The following is a 19,404-nucleotide window of genomic DNA, read 5'->3' as shown; positions in this document are numbered from 1 at the left end:
ATTCCTGTTTGCCGGATACGCGCAAGCGCCATCCGGCAAACAGGCGTCTCTGCTCCGACCATTTTTGCAGCAATCAATAAAACGTGCGCACTTTTCTGTTGACGTAAAGCTGAAAACATCTAGAATGCGCCTCCGTGGTTACGATACTTTTACAGTATCGATGGTATGCGAAGGTGGCGGAATTGGTAGACGCGCTAGCTTCAGGTGTTAGTGTCCTTACGGATGTGGGGGTTCGAGTCCCCCCCCTCGCACCATAAATCACGATGATATTGCTCGCACTGGGCGAAGGTGGCGGAATTGGTAGACGCGCTAGCTTCAGGTGTTAGTGTCCTTACGGATGTGGGGGTTCGAGTCCCCCCCCTCGCACCAACGAGGCAATATCAAACCAGTAAGATGACTGTGCGAAGGTGGCGGAATTGGTAGACGCGCTAGCTTCAGGTGTTAGTGTCCTTAGGATGTGGGGGTTCGAGTCCCCCCCCTCGCACCAATTATCTTACATCCCCTCTGATGTATCTTCTTTACCTGTTATTTCAAACTCATCAGTATCACCAGAATTCCACTGACCAGTGCGACACACGACGGCAATAAAACAAAGTGGCGCAGTTGTTTATGCCAGATCATGCCTGCGGTAACTAACAGCCCTGAGACAATGATGGCTTTCCAGATTTCAAGGGAGAGATCGGCAAACATCAAACCACCAAGAATGGCTCCCGGTAGCAATACCCCCCAACCACTTCCCAGCGCCCTGTTCAACATGCTCTGCCCTCTTACAACGATAATGATAACCAATATCATATGACAGGCGTTATCATTTGTCAGCTGAATGAATCAAAAACCGTCGACCTTTACCTTTCCCGTAATGACAGGAATTGCCTAAGGTGATAAATTGCCCACCTGTTAACTGCGTCTAAAGATTTTCTGATAATTACTCTTTGAGTTTTTTGCATATTTTATTGCGAAACAACACCTACTTATTTGTTTTAATTAAATTTTAATAAAAACGCACGACTATGACATCACAATCCTGGCGGTCTTTGGTCCACAGCAAATATCAATTATCGTTACGTTTATTTTTATTTCTGAACGCAACTTCGGCAGTGTTCTCGGTAACAAATCCGCTCAATTCTGTACGCCTGTTATCAGCTCCGCTGATTGCTATTTTCGCCATCAGCACCGGCCTGTTCGTCTGGCACTGGAGAAAAAGAGCGCGGAAGATAAATATTCCTGTTGTTTCAGGGATCTTCGGTATTTTGTGGGCCTGGCAAATTGACTCGAAGTTCGCCTTAATTACCCACGACCATGGTACGTATTTGTTAATTGCCCTATTAACGGTGCTTTTTATTGGAACGCTGGCATTCGCCAGTAATATCAAAGCATTTATCCTGCACTCATTGCCCGCCTTTATTGTCTGCCTGTTGCTAAGCGAACACGATATATGGCTGAGAATGTCCTATTCTTTCGCACTTCCTGTGGTGGCAATCGCTATTCATAACATTTTGCAAAGGCGTAACGATCGTTTCGCTCAGGAGCTGCTTTCACGCTTGCTGGAAGAACGAGAAACCCTTACCGATCTCAGCATGATGGACCCTCTAACCGGGCTCTATAATCGCCGCGGTCTGCAAAGCCGTCTGGAGAACCTGCCGGCGGTAGAAAATGGCGAGCACTTTGTCCTGCTGATGGATATCGACCACTTCAAAGCCTATAACGACCATTACGGCCATATGATGGGCGACCAGGCATTGAAACGCGTCTCTGCGGCAATCCGCGACGCCGTGCGTTCTCGCGATATCGTGGCGCGCTTTGGCGGGGAAGAGTTTATGGTGCTGCTGACAAATATTTCACTTGAGCATGCCCGCCAGACGGCAGAGCGGATCCGTCAGAAAGTCTACGATTTAAAAATCCCGCATCTGTTTAACGAAAGCGTCGCGACAAATGTCACCATCAGCATAGGCATTGCCATTTTCGAGGATGAAGACGCAGAGGGCGCGCTGGAAAAAGCGGACAAAGCCCTCTACGAAGCAAAGCATATGGGGCGCAATAACATTCTGTTGAGCGAAGAGCTGCAGACGGCATAAACATCACGGCACTGTCGCCAGGAAAAAGTCTTGCCATTGGTTTGAGCAATAGTTAGGATTGGCAATCATTATCATTTAGATTTCTATCTATACTATGGCCACGCATACCGCACACATTGTCGAACCCCTCCTCTGGCGAGCGCCCCTCACCAGCGGGAATGTTTCGCTTGCGGATGCCATACGGGACAAGATTGCGGAAACGCGTGCCCACCTGCTGGACTTTATCCGGCTTGATGAAGCGCACCCGCACCACGCCATGACGCTCTCAGAGTGGCGTCAACCGTCAAAACTGCAATCGCTGCTGGCCACCTATTCCGACCATATCTATCGTAATCAGCCCGACCTTACGCGGGAAAATAAACCCCTGCTCTCCCTCTGGGCGCAGTGGTATATCGGGCTGATGGTGCCTCCCCTGATGCTGGCGCTGTTAACGCAAAAAAGCATGCTGGAACTTTCGCCGGATAATTTCCACGTCGAGTTTCACGAAACCGGGCGTGCAGCCTGTTTCTGGATCGATCTCCACGAAGACCAGAACGCAGAGCATCTTACCGCTCAGGAACGAATGGAGCAGCTTATCACTCAGGCCCTGATCCCGGTTGTGGACGCGCTTGAAGCGACGGGAGAAATTAACGGGAAGCTTATCTGGAGCAATACCGGCTATTTAATCCACTGGTATTTAACGGAAATGAAGCCACTTCTCGGTGATGAGAACGTTGACGCCCTGCGTCAGTCCTGTTTCTTTGCAAAACAGCTTTCCGATGGCCGTGACAACCCGCTATTCCGTACCGTCGTACTACGTGATGGGCTTCTGGTACGTCGCACCTGCTGTCAGCGCTATCGTCTGCCGGACGTTAAGCAGTGCGGGGATTGCACGCTGAAGTAGTCAGGACCGGCCTGATGCCCTCACCCTGCCCCTCTCCCACAGGGAGAGGGAAAAAACACTATAAACGGCAACTTATGTTGCCGTTTTGCTTTTACCTAGGCCACCTGTTGATTTTCCTCTTCCGCGTTACGCTGCGCTTCCTCCGCTTCCTGCTCCAGCAGTTGCTTCTCGTACACTTTGAAGAACGGGTAGTAGATGATCGCCGATACGCAGGCCAGCACCACAACCAGGATGGCCGCGCGGAAATCCCAGCCCAGGGCCCACGCGGCACCTATCGGCGCCGGTGCCGTCCAGGGTACCACGGAGATGACGCGGCCAATCAGATCAAATGTCATCGCCGCCCAGGCCAGCACGGCGTTAACCATCGGAGCCAGCAGGAAGGGAATAAAGAACACCGGGTTCATGACAATCGGCGTACCGAAAATGACAGGTTCGTTGATGTTAAAGAAGCTGGGCACCACGCTCAAACGCCCAATAGAACGTAAATGCGCTGAACGGCTACGCAGATAGCAAATCACCAGCCCCATCGTGGCGCCCGACCCGCCAATCACGATAAAGAACGTCCAGAACGCTTCCATAAAGATATGCGGCAGAGGCTGGCTGGCGGCCAGCGCGGTCTGGTTAGCGCCCAGATTTGTCAGCCAGAACATCTGCAGCATCCCGGAGACGATAGCCGCCCCGTGGATCCCGGCGAACCACAGCAGATGACCAATCAACACCGCCAGCAGAATCGCAGGCAGCGAATCCGCCGCGGAAACCAGGGGTTTAAAGACCGACATAATCGCCTGCGGGATCAGCATGCCAAACTGCGACTGAATCACCAGGCTCAGCGGATAGAGCGTCAATACCACCACCAGCACCGGGATCAGCAGATCAAAGGAGTTTTTGATCATCGGCGGGACCTGGTCCGGCAGGCGAATACCGATGTTATGCGATTTGAGGAAACGCATCATCTCAACGCAGTAAATTGCCACCAGAATCGCAGTAAAAATGCCCGTCCCCCCCAGGCTGTCGACGGGAAGCGTGCCTTTGGTTTTCGGTGCCGCGACAAGCAGAAACGCCATCAGCGACAGCATGGCGCACATAAACGGATCCAGCTGATGCGATTTGACGTAGTGTTTACCCAGGTTATAGGCAATGGCCGCACAAATATAAATGGACATGATGCCCATCGTCATATCAAACGGCGTCAGGATCTGGCCCTCAAACTGTTTCGCCATATCCAGCCAGGCGCGCGCGAAACCCCAGGTGGTATCAGGCGAAAACGGAGGGTAAGCGAACACCAACAAAAATGAGCCCACGATCATAAACGGCATCGCGGAGATGAATCCATCGCGGATGGCCATGACGTGACGCTGGGAAGAGATCCGCCCGGCAATCGGGCTGACATAGTTTTCAACAAAACGGAATATCAGGTTAAACGCAGCATGGTTGGCAGACATGGCAGATCTCCTGTCAGACGTTTGTTACAGGCACATTTGCGCCGCACGTTGTTCCATAAATCAGCTTCACAACCTTGCTGGCTTGTGTACCCGCGGTACTGCTCAGACGAAATGGTTTCATAATTGGCTCTTATTATTGGATACAGGGGACGTTACGTACTCAGTATTAATCTACGCACCACGCTCTGCAACCGGTTACTGTAACCGGTTTCTGTGATTGTGAAGGGGATCCAGAAATTAGCCGTTCGGGATATTTGTTACCGAAGAGATATTTACAGAGCATAAATTCTTATGACAGATTACGCAGGATATTTGTCAGGAGGAAACAATGAGTTTGCAGTCCGTACAGCAGTTTTTTGCCGACAACGCGCCGGATATAGACGTTATCGAGCTTAGCCAGAGTACCGCTACTGTTGCGTTGGCTGCTGCCGCCCATCGCGTTGAGCCGGGACAAATCGCCAAAACCTTGTCGCTGAAGGTTAAAAATGAGGTGATTCTGGTGGTGGCGAAAGGCGATGCGCGTCTGGATAACAAAAAGCTGAAAGACACCTTTGGTGCGAAAGCGCGCATGCTCAGCAGTGATGAAGTGGTGACCATCACCGGCCATCCCGTTGGCGGTGTGTGCCCGTTCGGACTAGAAAACCCGCTCGCGGTTTACTGCGATATCTCTTTAAAGCAGTACGCTGAAGTGCTGCCTGCCGCAGGCGCAATTCACAGTGCCGTGCGTATTTCACCTGACAGAATGGCAGAGCTGACTTCCGCAAAATGGGTGGATGTTTGCATCTGATTGAAGCGCCAGAGTGCATCTGGCGCGTAAAAGGCAGGTTATAAAAATGTGGGCTTACCGAGTGCCAGACTTTGCGGATCTCTTGCCGGAAGATGCGTAAGAATATCCGCCGCATCAAGCAACCCTACGTCAGAATTCACTCCCAGCTTCACCATCGCATTAAACTTATGTGCCCGGATGGTCTTAATATTACGTTCAAGCTGTGCCGCGATTTCAGGAATGGAATATCCGCAGGACATATACCGCAGAATAGCCCGCTCGGTTGGACTTAACATCCTGTTTCTATTGCAGTACCAGTGGTTCAGCATATTGTCATTGATGCGCAGCGTTTCGCTCAGCAGCTCAAGGAGTTCCTTCTGCAAATGCTCAAGCGTCACCGATTTACTGACCACACCGTGCAGGCGTGACGGCGAAAGATGGCTAATGAGCCGTGCTTCTGTCTCGTCAGAAACGAGTATGATGCGCTGGATATGACCATGCGTAAACGCAAGGTCACGCAGGTGCGCCAGGCAGTTACGGCGCTCCTCTCGGGCATCGGCAAGTGAATAGATCAGCGAGAAAAAATTAACGTGATGCAGTGTACGCTTAAAGCTGTCAAATTCACTAAACAGATGAAGTTGATACTGGCTCAGGGCGGACATCGCAAAAAGATGCTGTAACCCAACAGCACTCATCGTGCAATTTTCGATGATGGCGATATGCCTTGTTGAATCGGTTTTTTCCATTCCTCGAACTCTCCATAGGCTGATATAAGACTCAGCTCTCTCATTCCCTGTGTACTGTTGATCCAGGCGTACATATCGGCGTTACTCCGTAACGACAGCCGTCGCATCGCACTGTTTTTCTGCGCACTTATCGTTTTATTGCTCTTCTTGAGCAATGTGGCGATTTGGTTAATCCCCCATCCCTTGCCTAACAGGCGTAATACCTTGCGTTCGGAGTGTGTGAGCGCGATAAAAGGTTCATCTTCATCTTCCACGCTCTGAGGTTCCGGGGTTAACAGCGTCTGGCTTATCCGCTCTGCCCGCTCGCGCCCGGCCCGGATAGCCTTGACCACGCCTTCAATCGGCTCCATATCTGAAAGCAACGTGCTTTCCGGCCGCATAAGCAACTCAACCGCAATAGGGTAAAGCGGACGCGAGACTAAGAAGATCCAGTGAGTTTCCCGGTATTGATTCAGTAAAGCGTAATACTCTTCAAGCGTGCCCCGAGGATTTCGGTATTCACCTGAAATATCAGCAATAATGACGTCTGCGCGGCGTAACTGAAGCAGGGTTAACTCCTGCAATGAGCGGCAATAGGTCAATTCAACATCGGGGAAATGGCGTGCTATAACGCCCCCCAACCCGTTTTGCATTACGGGTATCCGGCTAATGACAACGCCATGCTTACCATGCAATGACAACATAGACCCTCCGTGTCCATTTTTCATATGATGAGTAACGTTAAAACGCATCAATGTATAAGTGTTTTCGTCCCTGAGTGTAAAACTGATTAATACAAGCAGAAGATGAGAAATGTTTTTAATTTAAGAAATGCCTAAAACAGCGTTAATATCTCATAAAGCGCAAATAAATTTAATTCCGATGCCGTTAAAATAATAACAATATAAAATTAGAATAACTAAATACTAATATTCTATATTTCCGCATTAACAATTCACCACATTAATAAATGAACCCAATACCCTAACGCGACACGGGGCTGAAACTGTTTGCATAAACCTTGATCTGACCCACAGCAAGAGACACTGCACTTTGTGCTAAAAGTAATCGTTATGGGCCAGGCGGCAACTCTCCATCTTCTTCTTCAGGACAAGACATGCAGGCAGATCGGTCAACGCAGCGTGCTATCACGCGGCTATGTATAAAGTGCGGGCTTTTTCTGCTCCAGCACGGCGCAGAGAGCGCGCTGGTCGAGGAGCTTTCAACCCGGCTGGGGCTGGCGCTGGGTATGGACAGCGTTGAGAGCGCCATCTCATCCAACGCCATTGTGCTGACTACGATCAAAGACGGTCAGTGCCTGACCTCCACCCGCAAAAACCATGACCGCGGCATTAACATGCACGTCGTGACCGAAGTGCAGCATATCGTCATCCTTGCTGAACATAAGCTTCTCGATCTCAATGAGATTGAAAAGCGGTTCAACCAAATCAAGCCACTGCGTTATCCGCGCTGGCTTGTCGTGCTGATGGTGGGGCTGTCGTGCGCCTGCTTTTGTAAGCTCAATAAAGGCGGCTGGGACGGTGCGATCGTCACCTTTTTCGCCAGCAGCATCGCCATGTATGTTCGCCAGCTGCTGACACACCGGCAGCTGCACCCGCAAATTAACTTCTGCATCACCGCGTTTGTCGCCACCACGGTTTCCGGCCTGCTGCTGCGCCTGCCGCAGTTTGCCAACACCCCGACGATTGCCATGGCCGCCAGCGTGCTGCTGCTGGTCCCGGGCTTCCCCTTGATCAACGCCGTCGCCGACATGTTTAAAGGGCACATCAATACCGGTCTGGCACGCTGGGCCATCGCCAGCCTGCTCACGCTGGCGACCTGCATCGGCGTGGTCATGGCTATGACGCTATGGGGGTTACGCGGATGGGCGTGATAGATTTTCTGCTGGCGCTGGCGCAGGACATGCTTCTGGCCGCCATTCCTGCCGTCGGCTTTGCGATGGTGTTTAACGTTCCGCAACGCGCTCTGCCGTGGTGTGCGCTGCTCGGCGCGATAGGCCATGGCTCGCGAATGGTCATGATGACGGCAGGTTTTAACATCGAATGGTCGACATTTATGGCTTCCATGCTGGTCGGCAGTATCGGCATCCAGTGGTCGCGCTGGTATCTGGCGCACCCCAAAGTGTTCACCGTCGCCGCGGTGATCCCGATGTTCCCCGGCATATCGGCCTATACGGCGATGATATCCGCGGTGAAAATCAGCCATTTTGGCTACACCGAGCCTCAGATGATCCTCCTTCTGAGCAACTTTCTTAAGGCCTCGTCCATTGTCGGCGCGCTCTCCATCGGGCTTTCGATCCCCGGGCTGTGGCTGTACCGTAAGCGCCCACGCGTTTGATATTTGTGTTATTTCGCTGCCATGGAGATAATCTTTCTGGACCGTCTGGTGAAAATAAGGAAAGGATGTGGCTAACCCCGGCAGCGAACACCCCGAGCACAGTGAAGAATCCAGCCTGAAAGAGAAAATTTTTCAGAGCGCTATCGCGCTTTTTGCCGAATATGGATTGAACGGTGCCCGCATGGAGCAGATCGCGGAGAAAGCAGGCACCACCAAACGCATGGTGGTTTACCATTTTAAGAATAAAGAGAATCTCTATCTCCTCGTTCTGGAACATGTTTACACCCAAATTCGCGCCAGTGAAAAAGCGCTCAGCCTGTCGGGAATGCCGCCCGTCGAAGCGCTGGTCAGTCTGGTTGAAGCCACCTTTGACTATCATGCCGACCACCCGGATTACATCCGCATTATCTGCATGGAAAACATGCAGCGCGGCCGCTTTATGCAGCAGTCGAGCTATCTCCGCCAGGTCAACCGTAGCGCGCTCGACCTGCTGGAAGAGATCCTGCGCCGGGGTAAAGAAAAACAGCTGTTCAGCCAGACGGTTGACGCCCGCGATCTTCATCGCCTGATAAGCAGCTTCAGCTTTCACTACGTAGCCAACAGCTATACCTTTACGCTGCTGTTTGAAGACGGTGCAGACGAGCAGGCCCAGCGCCAGCACTATCGTAAAATGGCCGTTCAGGTGGCCCTGCGTTATACCTGCCCATAAAATTGCTTGCAATTAAATCGCACGCTACTTATATTCATCTCATGAACGCGAAAACACACGACCTAAACGCTGCGCTTAAGCTGGATAACCAGCTCTGCTTTGCCCTCTATTCGGCAAATCTGGCGCTTAATAAGCTGTACCGGCAGCTGCTGGCACCGCTGAACCTGACCTACCCGCAATACCTGGTGATGCTGGTGCTGTGGGAGCAGGATGACGTCACGGTGTCGGACATCGGTGAGCGGCTGTTTCTGGACTCTGCAACCCTGACGCCGCTGCTGAAACGTCTGGAAAGTGCCGGACTGATAAATCGTCAGCGCTCGCGCAAGGATGAACGTCAGGTCGCCGTCACCCTGAGTGAAGCGGGACGTGAACTTCAGCAGCAGGCAGCGGGTATCCCCCATGCGGTAGGATGCGCAGCGCAGTGTGATACCGACACGCTGCTCGCGCTTAAGCAGCAGCTGGAGCTTTTGCGACAACATATTCAGCACGCGTAAGGCTATACTTTACGCGTCTTTATTTAGCCCTATATATCGCACGCTATTTAATAGCACGTATTAATGAAAATGAGGAACCTGCCATGTCTTTAGAAAAAGTTGTTTATACCGCCAAAGCAAAAGCAACCGGTGGCCGTGACGGCCGCGCGACCTCTTCCGATGGCGTACTGGATGTAAAACTGGGCGTGCCAAAAGAGATGGGCGGCATGGGCGGAGAAGTGACCAACCCTGAGCAGCTGTTTGCGGCGGGCTACTCTGCCTGCTTCCTGGGCGCGATGAAGTTCGTGGCCGCACGCGACAAATTTACCCTGCCAAAAGACGCCTTTATTGAAGGCGAAGTGGGTATTGGCCCGCTGCCAACCGGCTTTGGTATTGAAGCAAAACTGAACATCCACGTTGAAGGTATGGATCCCGCGGAAGCCAAAAAGCTGGTGGATGCCGCACACATCGTTTGCCCGTACTCTAACGCGACCCGCGGCAACATCGACGTGACCCTGAATATCATCGCGTGATAAATGCCTGATGGCGCTGCGCTTATCTGACCTACGACTGTAGCCCCGGTCAGCGCAGCGCCACCGGGGAAATCCCCTCTATTCCCTCATCCTCTCTGTGCTACCATAAGCCCATATCACGCCCGTCGTTATCAGTAGAGTAAGCGTTATGTCCTCCAGAATTCTGACCACCAGCATTGCTGGTATTGATGCCTTTATGCGCGACCCGCGCGGTGTGTTGACCCACGCCGACGGTGGCACGGTTGCGGTTTTTGCCGACAACGCTCCGGCGTTTTACGCAATCACACCGGAACGTCTGGCACAGCTTTTGGAGATAGAAGCGCAGCTGTCGCGCCCGGCGAGCGATATCACGCTGGACAACCAGTTCTTTGATGAGCCGGTTAACGTCCCCGTGACCGTGCCGATGGGAAAATTTGCCCTGTACGCGGGCTGGCAGCCGGACGCGGATTTCCAGCGTCAAGCCGCGCTGTGGGGCATTGCGCTCACCCAGCCGGCCACCGCGGAAGAGCTCGCCGCGTTCACCGCCTGGTGGCAGGCGGAAGGGAAAGTCTTCACCCACATTCAGTGGCAGCAAAAGCTCGCGCGTCATCTTCAAATCACCCGCGCCGGCAACAATGGGCAGCCAAAACGCGATATCAACGCGTTTTCCGAACCGGATAAACAGATCCCCAGTGGATTCCGAGGTGCGAAATGAAGAACGTCGGCGACCTGATGAAACGACTGCAAAAAATGATGCCTGCCAACGTGAAGCCCGCTTTCACGACGGGGGAAGAGCTGCTGGCGTGGCAAAAAGAGCAAGGAGAGATCCGCGCCGCCGCGCTCGCCCGCGAAAATCGGGCGATGAAAATGCAGCGCACCTTTAACCGTTCCGGTATTCGTCCCCTGCATCAGAACTGCTCGTTTGATAACTACAAAATTGAGACCAACGGGCAGATGCGCGCGCTCGCCGCCGCACGCCAGTACGTTGATGAATTCGACGGCAACATCGCCAGCTTCATCTTTAGCGGCAAGCCGGGCACCGGTAAAAACCACCTCGCCGCCGCTATCTGCAACGAACTGCTTCTGCGCGGGAAATCGGTCCTCATCATCACCGTGGCCGATATCATGTCCGCGATGAAAGACACCTTCAGCAACCGCGAAACCAGCGAAGAGCAGCTGCTTAACGATCTGAGTAATGTGGATCTGCTGGTCATCGATGAGATTGGCGTTCAGACGGAATCCCGCTATGAAAAGGTGATCATAAACCAGATTGTCGATCGCCGCTCCTCGTCCAAACGCCCTACCGGCATGCTGACGAACCACAATATCGACGAGATGACTCGCCTGCTGGGGGAACGCGTCATGGACCGCATGAAGCTGGGTAACAGCCTGTACGTCATTTTCGACTGGGAAAGTTACCGCAGCCGCGTCACCGGCAAAGAGTATTAAGACAGTTCCAGGAATCGCCGGCCGGGTAGAGGTATATACTGGAACCCTTTCCGGCCCAAAACGGACCTTTTTGAGAAAGCCATTATGAAAAAACAGATTGTTATCAGCACCTTTTTAGGCGCCCTGCTGGTTACCGGCGCAGCGCAAGCGGCATCCTGGCAGGAGTCCCTCTCAAGCGCGGCAAACGAGCTAAGCAAAGAGAGCAGCAGCTCTCAGGGCGGGCTTTCCGCCTCTTCCCTCACCAGCCTGCTGGGCAACAGCAGCCAGAGCCTGAGCGCGGGCACGATGAACAACGCGGCGGGAATTCTGGAATATTGCGCTAAGCAAAAACTGGCTTCCGTAACCGACGCGCAAAACGTGAAAAACCAGGTGCTGGGTAAACTGGGTCTGGATACCCAGGAGCAGAAAGCGGATACCAACTATATGGACGGTATTCAGGGTCTGCTTAACGCGCAGAACGGCCAGCAGCTTAACCTGAGCACCCTCGGCAACTCTTCTCTTGCGAAACAGGTGAAAACCAAAGCCTGCGATCTGGTGCTGAAACAAGGCGTTAATTTCCTCTCCTGATCCGCCCCATTTTCTGCCACAACACGCCGCGTTTAATGCGATAGTCTTGCACCGCGGCGTTAAATGAGCGTTTTACCCACCTGCCACCGTCTCAGCGTCCGTTTGTCAGGATGCGACCTTCTTCATAAAAACGATTTTCTAAACCAAATCCTAACAACAGCACACTTTCGTGACACTAAAATTGCAGCTTAACGACATCGCAATTACAGTGTATGACCCAAAAAATAAACAGTTAGCCAGCGAAGCACCTGGCGTCATGAGGATATGCTGTTGTCAGAACTAATGTCCCTTATCCTTTTTCTGGCTTCCGTCGGCGTCTATGCCTGCAAAGCCGGCCGCAACACCTGGTGGTTTATCGCCACGCTGGTGGTGCTCGGCATTTTTATTATTTTAAACATTACTCTATACGCCAGCGATTACTTTACCGGCGACGGCATTAACGATGCCGTGCTCTACACCCTGACGAACAGCCTGACGGGCGCGGGTGTGGGTAAGTACATACTTCCGGGGCTGGGGCTCGTCATCGCGCTGGTGACGATTTTTGGCGCGCTGGCCTGGGTGCTGCGTCGACGTCGCCATCATCCGCACCATCATGGCTACAGCCTGCTGGCGCTATTCCTGGCGCTGGCCTCCGTCGACGCCAGCCCGGCGTTCCATCAGATCACCGAACTGGTGAAATCCCAGTCCCGCGACGGCGATCCGGATTTCGCGGCCTACTACAAAGAGCCGTCGAAAACGATCGCCAACCCGAAGCTCAATCTGGTCTATATCTACGGTGAAAGCCTGGAGCGCACGTACTTTGATAACGACGCGTTTCCAAACCTGACGCCAGACCTGGGCACACTGAAAAACGAAGGCCTCGATTTCAGCCACACCATGCAGCTGCCGGGCACGGATTACACCATCGCCGGGATGGTTGCCTCCCAGTGCGGCATCCCGCTGTTCGCGCCTTTTGAAGGTAACGCCTCAGCCTCGATGTCGACGTTCTTCCCACAGAATATTTGCCTCGGCGATATCCTGAAAAACTCCGGCTACGAAAACTATTTTATGCAGGGGGCAAACCTGCGCTTCGCCGGAAAAGACGTGTTCCTGAAATCCCACGGCTTCGATCACCTGTATGGCTCAGAAGAGTTAAAAACGACGGTTGCCGATCCGAGCTACCGCAACGACTGGGGCTTCTATGACGATACGGTGCTGGACGAAACCTGGAAGAAATTCGAGGAGCTCTCCCGCACCGGCAAACGCTTCTCGCTCTTTGCGCTGACGGTGGACACCCACCATCCGGACGGGTTCGTCTCGCGCAGCTGCAAACGCAAAAGCTATGATGTGGACGGCAAAAACAACAAATCCTTCAGCGCCGTGACCTGCAGCCAGGAGCACATCGCCGCGCTGGTCGAAAAAATCAAAGCCTCGCCCTGGTTTAAAAACACCGTCATCGTCGTTTCTTCTGACCATCTGGCGATGAAAAACAGCGCGTGGGACCAGCTCAGCAAGCAGGATCGCAGCAACCTGTTCTTCGTGCTGCGCGGCGACCAGCCGCAGCAGGAGGTCATCGCCACCAAACGCAACTCCATGGATAACGGCGCAACCGTGCTGGACATTCTGGGCGGCGACAACTTTATTGGCCTTGGCCGCAGCACGCTGTCGGGGCAATCCCTGTCGGAAGTGTTCCTCAACATGAAGGATAAAATCCTCGCCTGGAAACCCGACATCATTCGCCTGTGGAATTTCCCGAAAGAGATGAAAGACTTCACCATCGATCGGGATAAAAACACCATTGCCTTCTCGGGCAGCAATTTCCGTCTGCCGCTGCTGTTGCGCGTGTCGGAGGGCCGCGTCGAGCCGCTGCCGGAAAGCGAGTATTCCGCGCCGCTGCGCTATCAGCTGGCCGATTTTGCCCCCCGCGATAACTTCGTCTGGGTGGACAGGTGCTACAAAATGGGCCAGCTCTGGTCGCAGCCGCTGGCGCTCTCAACCGACTGGTGCGTCTCTCAGGGCCAGCTTGGCGGGGAGCAAACCGTGCAGCACGTGGACAAAGCCCAGTGGAAAGGCAAAACCGCGTTTAAAGATACGGTAATTGATACCGCGCGCTATCAGCACAACGTCGACATGCTGAAAGTCGTCGACAACGATATTCGCTACAAGGCGGACAGCTTTATCTTTAACGTGGCCGGCGCGCCGGAAGAGGTGAAGCAGTTTAGCGGCATCTCGCGTCCGGAGTCCTGGGGACGCTGGTCCAACGCGCAGCTGGGCAACGAGGTGAAAATTGAGTACGCCCATCCCCTGCCTGAACAATTTGATCTGGTGATCACGGCCAGAGCGTACGGGCCCAACGCCAACAAGCCCGTGCCGGTCCGCGTGGGCGATCGGGAGCAGACCCTGACGCTTGGAAACGACGTGACCACGCACACGCTGCATTTTGAAAACCCATCGCGCAGCAATACGCTGGTGATTGTGCCGCCAGACCCGCAGTCGACCAATGAGGGGAATATCCTGGGGCATTCACCGCGCGAGATCGGGATTGGCATGGTAGAAATCAAAATCGTCGGTACACAGGGCTAACGCGCGCGTGCCCGGCATTCCGCCGGGCACTTTTGAAAATAAATAATTCTATATAACCATTATAAATTAGATAAAAACGCTTTATATAAGCCAGTTTAATTTATAAATATCCCGCAAAAAGACAAATCCATAACATGTGCAGCTCCATGAATCACCACGGAGCATTACGCACTTTTATCATGCTAACCGGCTATAAGTTCGAATCCATCCGGGCACTGCGCAGCGAAAATGTGATTGCCTGGGAGGTACTGTCCACGGCAAAGCCCCACGTCGATCTCGAAGACTACTTTGGCTCGATGTCCCCGACGCAGCGTAAGACGCACTTCTTTGCGCAGCTTCGTCATGCCATGTTTTGCGAGGAGAGAGAAAAGTATTATCTCAACGCAACATCGGATTTGCTGCTGGAAACGGACTTCCTCGACAGGCTAAAAGAAGAGACCCCCTGCCCGGAGAGGCTTGCTATCGAGGTCACCGACCTCGATACGCTGGTACAGCTCGACGACGCGCAAAGCCGGGCTCTGCGGATATGTATCGCGACGCTCCATAAGTGGGGGATCGAAGTGTGGGCTGACGATGTCTGCGAAGATATTCTTCCCGACCTTCTGACCAGCCAAATCCGCTTCTGCGGCGTCAAAATTGACAAACATACCTTCTGGAGCGGGCGCACCGAGCAGGCGAAGTTCCTGCACCTCACCCGCCAGTGCAAGCGCGTCGCCAGCAAGGTGCTGATAGAAGGCATTGAAACCGCGGGGGATTTCGCGCTGGCCCGCGCCAGCGTGGCCGACTACGGCCAGGGCTATCTGTGGGGCAAAAAATGACGCCCTTCATTCCTAATGCTGGCTATCAGGTCATCGTTCTGAGCGACAATGCTTTTTTATGGCTTGGCCTCCATTCGATGATTTCGGCGGCCGTGACGCCCCGTCCTGAAATGTATTGGATCAACAGCGTTGATCCGCACGGGCTTACCCGCCTGCAGGAACGGCTGCTCGACACGCCCGCCGCACAGAACTGGCTGATTTTTACGGATGCTGCCTGGGTCAGCGACATAAACGCCTGGCTGCGCAGTGAGCGGGTCAGAGTGGTCGCGGACAACCTGTCTCTTGCGCAGCTGAGCCGCTGCTTTAGCGACACGACATTTTCCTTCGAAAACGCCGCCACGCTCTCGTATCAGGAGATGCGGGTTTGCATGCTCTTACATAAAGGATTCAGCCCGGTTCGTATCGCAAAAATTCTCAATAAGTCACCTAAAACGATCTACACCCACAAGCGTAACGCGATGAACAAATTTTGCTGTCACAGCCTGGCGGAATTCCATCGAAAACTCTGCCTGCTGGACGCTCAGTCATTCTCTTTGTAATTGCACTGTTACTCACGTCAGGAAATAAGATCATGAAAATTATCACCACTGCTGTATGTTGTTCCGCTCTCCTGCTTCCTGCCGCCGCTATCGCCGCGGACAGTACCGCAAGCGCGACGATGCACGTCTCACTTGAGGTCGTGAAGTCGTGCACCCTCAAAGCCAACGACCTCAATTTCGCGCGCCACGGCTCGGATGAATCAAGCGAAATCCAGGCCAGCACGCAGGTTGATATCGTCTGTACCAACGGTACCCCGTTCACTCTTTCCGCCACCAGCAACGACAGCAGCGAGAACGGCACCTTCTGGCTGAAGCCGGAAAACGGCGAAACGGGCGCACAGAAGATTGCCTGGAAACTCTTTGCTGACGAGGGCAAACAGACGCAAATCACCAGCACCGATGGGCTAACCGACACCGGCAACGGTCAGGAGCAGAAAGAGACGCTCTATGGCGTGATTGACGCAGGCGCCCTGACGACCGCACAGGCAGGGGCCTACAGCGACGACATCACCTTAAACCTGGTGTACTGATCGTGCGTCGTTATCTTCCCTGCCTCATTCTGTGGCTCACGATGCTGGCGCTGCTGTCGCGCTACGCGCTGGCCGCCACGCTGCAGGTGGCGCCCGTCACGCTCGATCTGCAAAGCGGCCAAAGAGCGACAGCGGTCACCCTCACCAACAGTGGAAAAGCGGCCATTCACGCGCAGATACGGGTATACGAATGGACCCAGAAAAACGGTCAGGATGTCTTAGCCGCCACCGATGAGGTCGTCAGCAGCCCGGCGATGACCGCGCTGGCGCCGGGTCAGCAGCAGCTGGTACGTATCATCGTCATGCAGCCGGGCATCGATGACCGGGAGCAAAGCTACCGGCTGGTCATCGATGAGCTGCCGGATACCCTTTCCCGCGCGGCCAATCCCAACGGCGTGCACTTCCTGCTGCGCTATTCGATTCCGGTATTCATTGCCGGAACCCAGAATGCCCCCGTCGGCCACGATGCCCTGAGCTGTGAACAGGCGGATAGCCCGGCGACGATCCGCTGCTATAACGCCGGAAACAGCCATATTCGCCTGAGCCATCTTGAGGCCCTGACGGCCAGTGGGCAGGTTGCGGGCTCGGTTAAAGGACTGGCGGGCTATGTACTGCCAGGACAGACCGCTCTTGTAAAACTTAAGCAAGCGTCACGCCATACGCTCAGCGCGTTACGCGTCTACCTCAACGATGACCACCATGCCAGCCAGCTACCCCTGCGCCCGCTCGCTACTCGCGCTCCTGCTTTGGCTACCGCTGATGCTGTCAGCCCGCACTGAAGGACCCGCCGACACCGTACAATGGCTGGCCATCACCGTGAATCACGCCCCGCGTGGGGATCTGTGGGCCTGCCGGGTGGTGGAAGATGCGCTGTGGATTAGCGACAGCGACATCAAAAAACTGGGGCTCCGTGCCCCGGACGATCGCAGCGGCTGGGTAGAACTGACGGCCCTGCCGGGCCTGAAGGTTGATATCGACCTGCTTGCCCAGCAGGTGTCGATTACGGCCGAGGCAAAGGCGCTCGAGGGACAGCAGCATCTGACGCTCGAAAAATCGCCCCCGCAGTACGCCTATCCTGAGGCCCAGCCCATCAGCGCGTTTACGCTCGGCTACGCCCTCTACGCCAGCGATGCGCAGGGTAAACGCCAGCTGAATGCCCAAACCGAGCTGACCGCGTCCGGGGTGCTGCCCGGGACGCTCAGCAGCAGCTTTTCAAGCCATGCCGGGGAGGAAAACAGTGCCGCCCGGCCCACCCATACGCGTCTTGAAACCCGCTGGCAGTGGGACAATACCGATTCGCTGACCACCCTGGCGCTGGGAGACAGCATCACCACGGGCACGCGCTGGAGCCGCCAGGTTCGCTTTGGCGGCCTGCACTGGGCGCGTAATTTTGAACTCGATCCGCAGCTCAATACCGAACCCCGTAGCCGCTACAGCGACACGGCGGTCCTGCCTTCAACGGTCGATCTTTACATAGACGGGCTCAGGCAGAGCAGCCAACGCGTCACGCCGGGAGCATTTACGCTGGATACTCTGCCGGCCTTCACCGGAAGCGGGCAGGCGCAGGTGGTCATTACCGACATCAACGGCCAGCGTCGCACCGTACAGCTCGACGTGTACGGCGCACCGGGAATGCTGGCCGAAGGGCTCAGCAGCGGCTCGCTGGATATCGGCTGGATGCGGCAAAACTACGCCCAGCGTTCCGACGACTATGCCGCATCGCCAATGCTCGACGCCGGCTGGCGCTATGGGGTCAATAACCACCTGACGATGGCGCTGCATACGGAGCAGCAGCGCAAGCTGCGCAATCTCGGAACGGGCGTTGACTGGTTGATATCCCCCGGTGCAGGCATTGTCAGCCAGCACGTCGCGGCGAGCGACAGTCCCTACGGTCAGGGGATGCAGTGGGGCCTTGGCTGGCAGTGGAACGGCGGCGGGACGGGCATTTCCGCCAGCACCGTGCGTACCGATGCCGCCTTCGCCGATAATGCCCGCATGAGCGGTGCCGTGCCCGTCAGGCGCAGCGATAGCGTGTGGCTGAGCCATTCTTTCTCCCATGTCGGTACGCCAGGCGTAGGCTGGGTACAACAAGACATTCAGGGCAACAAACAACGCTACCTCAATGCCTCCTGGTCCGTTTTGTTACCGGCGCATCTCGCCGCCACGCTGAGCTATACCCGCTCGTTTACGGACGCGTCGAGCAACGTTCAGCTTATGCTCTCCCTCCCGCTGGGCCGCCAGGACACCCTCTCGCTTCAGGCCAGCCAGGACTCGCCGCGCATGGACTATCGCCATCAGCCGGACGACCAGACCGGCGGCTGGTCATGGCAGCTGGGGCAAAGCGTTGGTGAACGCCGGGAAAAGTATGCTGACGTGGGCTATCTGGGCCACGCCGGAGAGTGGCATGTGGGGCTGGAGCAAGGCGCTAACGTGGGCAATCGGTATGCCTCAGCCGAAGGCAGCCTGACGCTGCTGGATAATAGCCTGCACGCCCTGCGCTACAGCGAGCAGGGCCTGGCACTGGTCTCAACGCGCGGTATCGGGCACGTGCCGGTGATGCTGGAAAACCGCCCGGCAGGCGAAACCGACGAGGAGGGGTATCTTCTGCTGACCGACCTGCCGCGCTACCACAACAGCAAAGTCACCATCAATCCGCTGGATCTGCCTTCCGATGTGATTGCCCCGGTCACCGACATGTATGCCAGACCGGATAACGGCAGCGCGGTAAAAGTCGATTTTAACGTCCATCACGCTGTGACGGTTCAGGCCAGGCTGATCGACGGCCGCGGCACGCCGCTTCCGCTGGGCAGCATCGTGTCAACGCCTCACGGCGCCACCATCGTGGGGCGCGACGGGTTTATCTGGCTTGAAGACCCGCCCCTGCCGGGTGAACTGGTGGTGAAAACCGGTCAGGGAGAATGTCGGGTGACGCTTCCGGCGCCCCGGAAGGCATCATCCGTACTAAATATTGGAGAACAACTGTGCCATTAAGAGCC

21 protein-coding genes and 3 tRNA genes are annotated in these 19,404 nt (G+C 54.8%); 20 read left to right on the top strand and 4 right to left on the bottom strand.

Annotated features, from left to right (window positions below; genetic code table 11):
• Nucleotides 1–167: 167 nt before the first annotated feature.
• From ACWHWP_RS03520 to ACWHWP_RS03510, 3 genes are all read left to right on the top strand, one after another.
• Nucleotides 168–254 (top strand) — tRNA-Leu (locus tag ACWHWP_RS03520).
• A gap of 28 nt (nt 255–282) precedes the next feature.
• Nucleotides 283–369 (top strand) — tRNA-Leu (locus ACWHWP_RS03515).
• A 32-nt stretch (nt 370–401) separates the two neighbouring features.
• A tRNA-Leu gene (locus tag ACWHWP_RS03510) sits at nt 402–487 on the top strand.
• 38 nt (nt 488–525) lie between these two features.
• Here the strand turns inward: ACWHWP_RS03510 and ACWHWP_RS03505 are convergent.
• Nucleotides 526–795, bottom strand: coding sequence for a DUF1435 domain-containing protein (locus ACWHWP_RS03505; RefSeq protein WP_074170343.1), 270 nt, complete (start codon nt 793–795; stop codon nt 526–528).
• A 215-nt stretch (nt 796–1,010) separates the two neighbouring features.
• On the opposite strand from ACWHWP_RS03505, the gene ACWHWP_RS03500 reads away from it, so the two are divergent.
• Both ACWHWP_RS03500 and fhuF read left to right on the top strand, forming a co-directional pair.
• On the top strand, nt 1,011–2,075 hold the full coding sequence (locus ACWHWP_RS03500; protein ID WP_059312633.1) for a GGDEF domain-containing protein: 1,065 nt from the start codon (nt 1,011–1,013) through the stop codon (nt 2,073–2,075).
• Between the two features lie 94 nt (nt 2,076–2,169).
• A complete protein-coding gene (gene fhuF / locus ACWHWP_RS03495; protein ID WP_063429574.1) occupies nt 2,170–2,958 on the top strand; it encodes a siderophore-iron reductase FhuF in 789 nt (262 codons plus the stop codon).
• Between the two features lie 95 nt (nt 2,959–3,053).
• Here fhuF and ACWHWP_RS03490 read toward each other — a convergent pair whose 3' ends face one another.
• Nucleotides 3,054–4,400, bottom strand: coding sequence for a PTS sugar transporter subunit IIC (locus ACWHWP_RS03490; protein WP_059312635.1), 1,347 nt, complete (start codon nt 4,398–4,400; stop codon nt 3,054–3,056).
• Between the two features lie 328 nt (nt 4,401–4,728).
• Between ACWHWP_RS03490 and ACWHWP_RS03485 the strand changes: the two genes are divergently transcribed.
• Entirely contained in the window at nt 4,729–5,187 is a 459-nt protein-coding gene (locus tag ACWHWP_RS03485) for a YbaK/EbsC family protein (protein ID WP_008502085.1), read from the top strand.
• A 38-nt stretch (nt 5,188–5,225) separates the two neighbouring features.
• Here the strand turns inward: ACWHWP_RS03485 and bglJ are convergent, their stop codons facing one another.
• Nucleotides 5,226–5,861 (bottom strand): DNA-binding transcriptional activator BglJ, encoded by a 636-nt coding sequence (gene bglJ, locus ACWHWP_RS03480; protein WP_063957445.1) that lies wholly within the window; start codon nt 5,859–5,861, stop codon nt 5,226–5,228.
• The gene (locus ACWHWP_RS03475) at nt 5,858–6,595 is read right to left on the bottom strand and encodes a helix-turn-helix transcriptional regulator (protein WP_063429570.1); all 738 of its coding nucleotides are present in this window, start codon (nt 6,593–6,595) and stop codon (nt 5,858–5,860) included. The genes bglJ and ACWHWP_RS03475 overlap by 4 nt, the downstream gene beginning before the upstream one ends.
• Nucleotides 6,596–7,008: 413 nt before the next feature.
• On the opposite strand from ACWHWP_RS03475, the gene ACWHWP_RS03470 reads away from it, so the two are divergent.
• The 14 genes from ACWHWP_RS03470 (at nt 7,009) to ACWHWP_RS03405 (ending at nt 19,399) form a co-directional block, all read left to right on the top strand.
• Complete coding sequence (locus ACWHWP_RS03470; RefSeq protein ID WP_063429568.1) at nt 7,009–7,785, top strand: threonine/serine exporter family protein; 777 nt, start codon at nt 7,009–7,011, stop codon at nt 7,783–7,785.
• Entirely contained in the window at nt 7,776–8,249 is a 474-nt protein-coding gene (locus tag ACWHWP_RS03465; protein ID WP_020885295.1) for a threonine/serine exporter, read from the top strand. The genes ACWHWP_RS03470 and ACWHWP_RS03465 overlap by 10 nt, the downstream gene beginning before the upstream one ends.
• 67 nt (nt 8,250–8,316) lie before the next feature.
• Nucleotides 8,317–8,958, top strand: a complete 642-nt coding sequence (locus tag ACWHWP_RS03460; RefSeq protein ID WP_059312639.1) for a TetR family transcriptional regulator — start codon at nt 8,317–8,319, stop codon at nt 8,956–8,958.
• Nucleotides 8,959–8,999: 41 nt separating this feature from the next.
• The gene (locus ACWHWP_RS03455; RefSeq protein WP_059312714.1) at nt 9,000–9,452 is read left to right on the top strand and encodes a MarR family winged helix-turn-helix transcriptional regulator; all 453 of its coding nucleotides are present in this window, start codon (nt 9,000–9,002) and stop codon (nt 9,450–9,452) included.
• Between the two features lie 83 nt (nt 9,453–9,535).
• Nucleotides 9,536–9,964 (top strand): organic hydroperoxide resistance protein, encoded by a 429-nt coding sequence (locus tag ACWHWP_RS03450; protein ID WP_023310299.1) that lies wholly within the window; start codon nt 9,536–9,538, stop codon nt 9,962–9,964.
• Between the two features lie 148 nt (nt 9,965–10,112).
• The gene (dnaT, locus tag ACWHWP_RS03445; protein WP_047346273.1) at nt 10,113–10,658 is read left to right on the top strand and encodes a primosomal protein DnaT; all 546 of its coding nucleotides are present in this window, start codon (nt 10,113–10,115) and stop codon (nt 10,656–10,658) included.
• Nucleotides 10,655–11,392, top strand: a complete 738-nt coding sequence (dnaC, locus tag ACWHWP_RS03440; RefSeq protein WP_063957442.1) for a DNA replication protein DnaC — start codon at nt 10,655–10,657, stop codon at nt 11,390–11,392. Before dnaT ends, dnaC begins: the two co-directional genes overlap by 4 nt.
• 84 nt (nt 11,393–11,476) lie before the next feature.
• Nucleotides 11,477–11,959 carry a DUF2501 domain-containing protein gene (locus ACWHWP_RS03435; RefSeq protein WP_059312642.1) on the top strand — a complete coding sequence of 161 codons (483 nt, stop codon included), beginning with the start codon at nt 11,477–11,479 and terminating at the stop codon, nt 11,957–11,959.
• Between the two features lie 270 nt (nt 11,960–12,229).
• The gene (opgB, locus tag ACWHWP_RS03430; protein ID WP_063957513.1) at nt 12,230–14,521 is read left to right on the top strand and encodes a phosphatidylglycerol--membrane-oligosaccharide glycerophosphotransferase; all 2,292 of its coding nucleotides are present in this window, start codon (nt 12,230–12,232) and stop codon (nt 14,519–14,521) included.
• A 179-nt stretch (nt 14,522–14,700) separates the two neighbouring features.
• Complete coding sequence (locus tag ACWHWP_RS03425; RefSeq protein ID WP_447856624.1) at nt 14,701–15,339, top strand: EAL domain-containing protein; 639 nt, start codon at nt 14,701–14,703, stop codon at nt 15,337–15,339.
• The gene (locus ACWHWP_RS03420; RefSeq protein ID WP_447855067.1) at nt 15,336–15,878 is read left to right on the top strand and encodes a helix-turn-helix transcriptional regulator; all 543 of its coding nucleotides are present in this window, start codon (nt 15,336–15,338) and stop codon (nt 15,876–15,878) included. Before ACWHWP_RS03425 ends, ACWHWP_RS03420 begins: the two co-directional genes overlap by 4 nt.
• A 32-nt stretch (nt 15,879–15,910) precedes the next feature.
• On the top strand, nt 15,911–16,408 hold the full coding sequence (locus ACWHWP_RS03415; RefSeq protein WP_023334404.1) for a Csu type fimbrial protein: 498 nt from the start codon (nt 15,911–15,913) through the stop codon (nt 16,406–16,408).
• A 2-nt stretch (nt 16,409–16,410) separates the two neighbouring features.
• Nucleotides 16,411–17,187 (top strand): fimbrial biogenesis chaperone, encoded by a 777-nt coding sequence (locus ACWHWP_RS03410; protein ID WP_059312645.1) that lies wholly within the window; start codon nt 16,411–16,413, stop codon nt 17,185–17,187.
• The gene (locus ACWHWP_RS03405) at nt 17,108–19,399 is read left to right on the top strand and encodes a fimbria/pilus outer membrane usher protein (RefSeq protein WP_447855066.1); all 2,292 of its coding nucleotides are present in this window, start codon (nt 17,108–17,110) and stop codon (nt 19,397–19,399) included. Before ACWHWP_RS03410 ends, ACWHWP_RS03405 begins: the two co-directional genes overlap by 80 nt.
• Nucleotides 19,400–19,404: the final 5 nt, after the last annotated feature.

It is taken from the genome of Enterobacter sp. WI-ESBL-E8 (genome assembly GCF_053364895.1).
This window is presented reverse-complemented; position numbering and strand designations above follow the sequence as displayed.

Bases quoted from the DNA above. Each gene is read 5' to 3' on its own strand.
- ACWHWP_RS03500 (WP_059312633.1), top strand. From the start codon at position 1,011: ATGACATCACAATCCTGGCGGTCTTTGGTCCACAGCAAATATCAATTA.
- ACWHWP_RS03405 (WP_447855066.1), top strand. From the start codon at position 17,108: ATGCCAGCCAGCTACCCCTGCGCCCGCTCGCTACTCGCGCTCCTGCTT.
- ACWHWP_RS03425 (WP_447856624.1), top strand. From the start codon at position 14,701: ATGCTAACCGGCTATAAGTTCGAATCCATCCGGGCACTGCGCAGCGAA.
- bglJ (WP_063957445.1), bottom strand. From the start codon at position 5,861: ATGAGTGCTGTTGGGTTACAGCATCTTTTTGCGATGTCCGCCCTGAGC.
- ACWHWP_RS03505 (WP_074170343.1), bottom strand. From the start codon at position 795: ATGATATTGGTTATCATTATCGTTGTAAGAGGGCAGAGCATGTTGAAC.
- ACWHWP_RS03450 (WP_023310299.1), top strand. From the start codon at position 9,536: ATGTCTTTAGAAAAAGTTGTTTATACCGCCAAAGCAAAAGCAACCGGT.
- ACWHWP_RS03465 (WP_020885295.1), top strand. From the start codon at position 7,776: ATGGGCGTGATAGATTTTCTGCTGGCGCTGGCGCAGGACATGCTTCTG.
- ACWHWP_RS03455 (WP_059312714.1), top strand. From the start codon at position 9,000: ATGAACGCGAAAACACACGACCTAAACGCTGCGCTTAAGCTGGATAAC.
- ACWHWP_RS03490 (WP_059312635.1), bottom strand. From the start codon at position 4,400: ATGTCTGCCAACCATGCTGCGTTTAACCTGATATTCCGTTTTGTTGAA.
- ACWHWP_RS03415 (WP_023334404.1), top strand. From the start codon at position 15,911: ATGAAAATTATCACCACTGCTGTATGTTGTTCCGCTCTCCTGCTTCCT.
- ACWHWP_RS03485 (WP_008502085.1), top strand. From the start codon at position 4,729: ATGAGTTTGCAGTCCGTACAGCAGTTTTTTGCCGACAACGCGCCGGAT.
- dnaT (WP_047346273.1), top strand. From the start codon at position 10,113: ATGTCCTCCAGAATTCTGACCACCAGCATTGCTGGTATTGATGCCTTT.
- fhuF (WP_063429574.1), top strand. From the start codon at position 2,170: ATGGCCACGCATACCGCACACATTGTCGAACCCCTCCTCTGGCGAGCG.
- ACWHWP_RS03475 (WP_063429570.1), bottom strand. From the start codon at position 6,595: ATGTTGTCATTGCATGGTAAGCATGGCGTTGTCATTAGCCGGATACCC.
- dnaC (WP_063957442.1), top strand. From the start codon at position 10,655: ATGAAGAACGTCGGCGACCTGATGAAACGACTGCAAAAAATGATGCCT.
- ACWHWP_RS03470 (WP_063429568.1), top strand. From the start codon at position 7,009: ATGCAGGCAGATCGGTCAACGCAGCGTGCTATCACGCGGCTATGTATA.
- ACWHWP_RS03435 (WP_059312642.1), top strand. From the start codon at position 11,477: ATGAAAAAACAGATTGTTATCAGCACCTTTTTAGGCGCCCTGCTGGTT.
- ACWHWP_RS03420 (WP_447855067.1), top strand. From the start codon at position 15,336: ATGACGCCCTTCATTCCTAATGCTGGCTATCAGGTCATCGTTCTGAGC.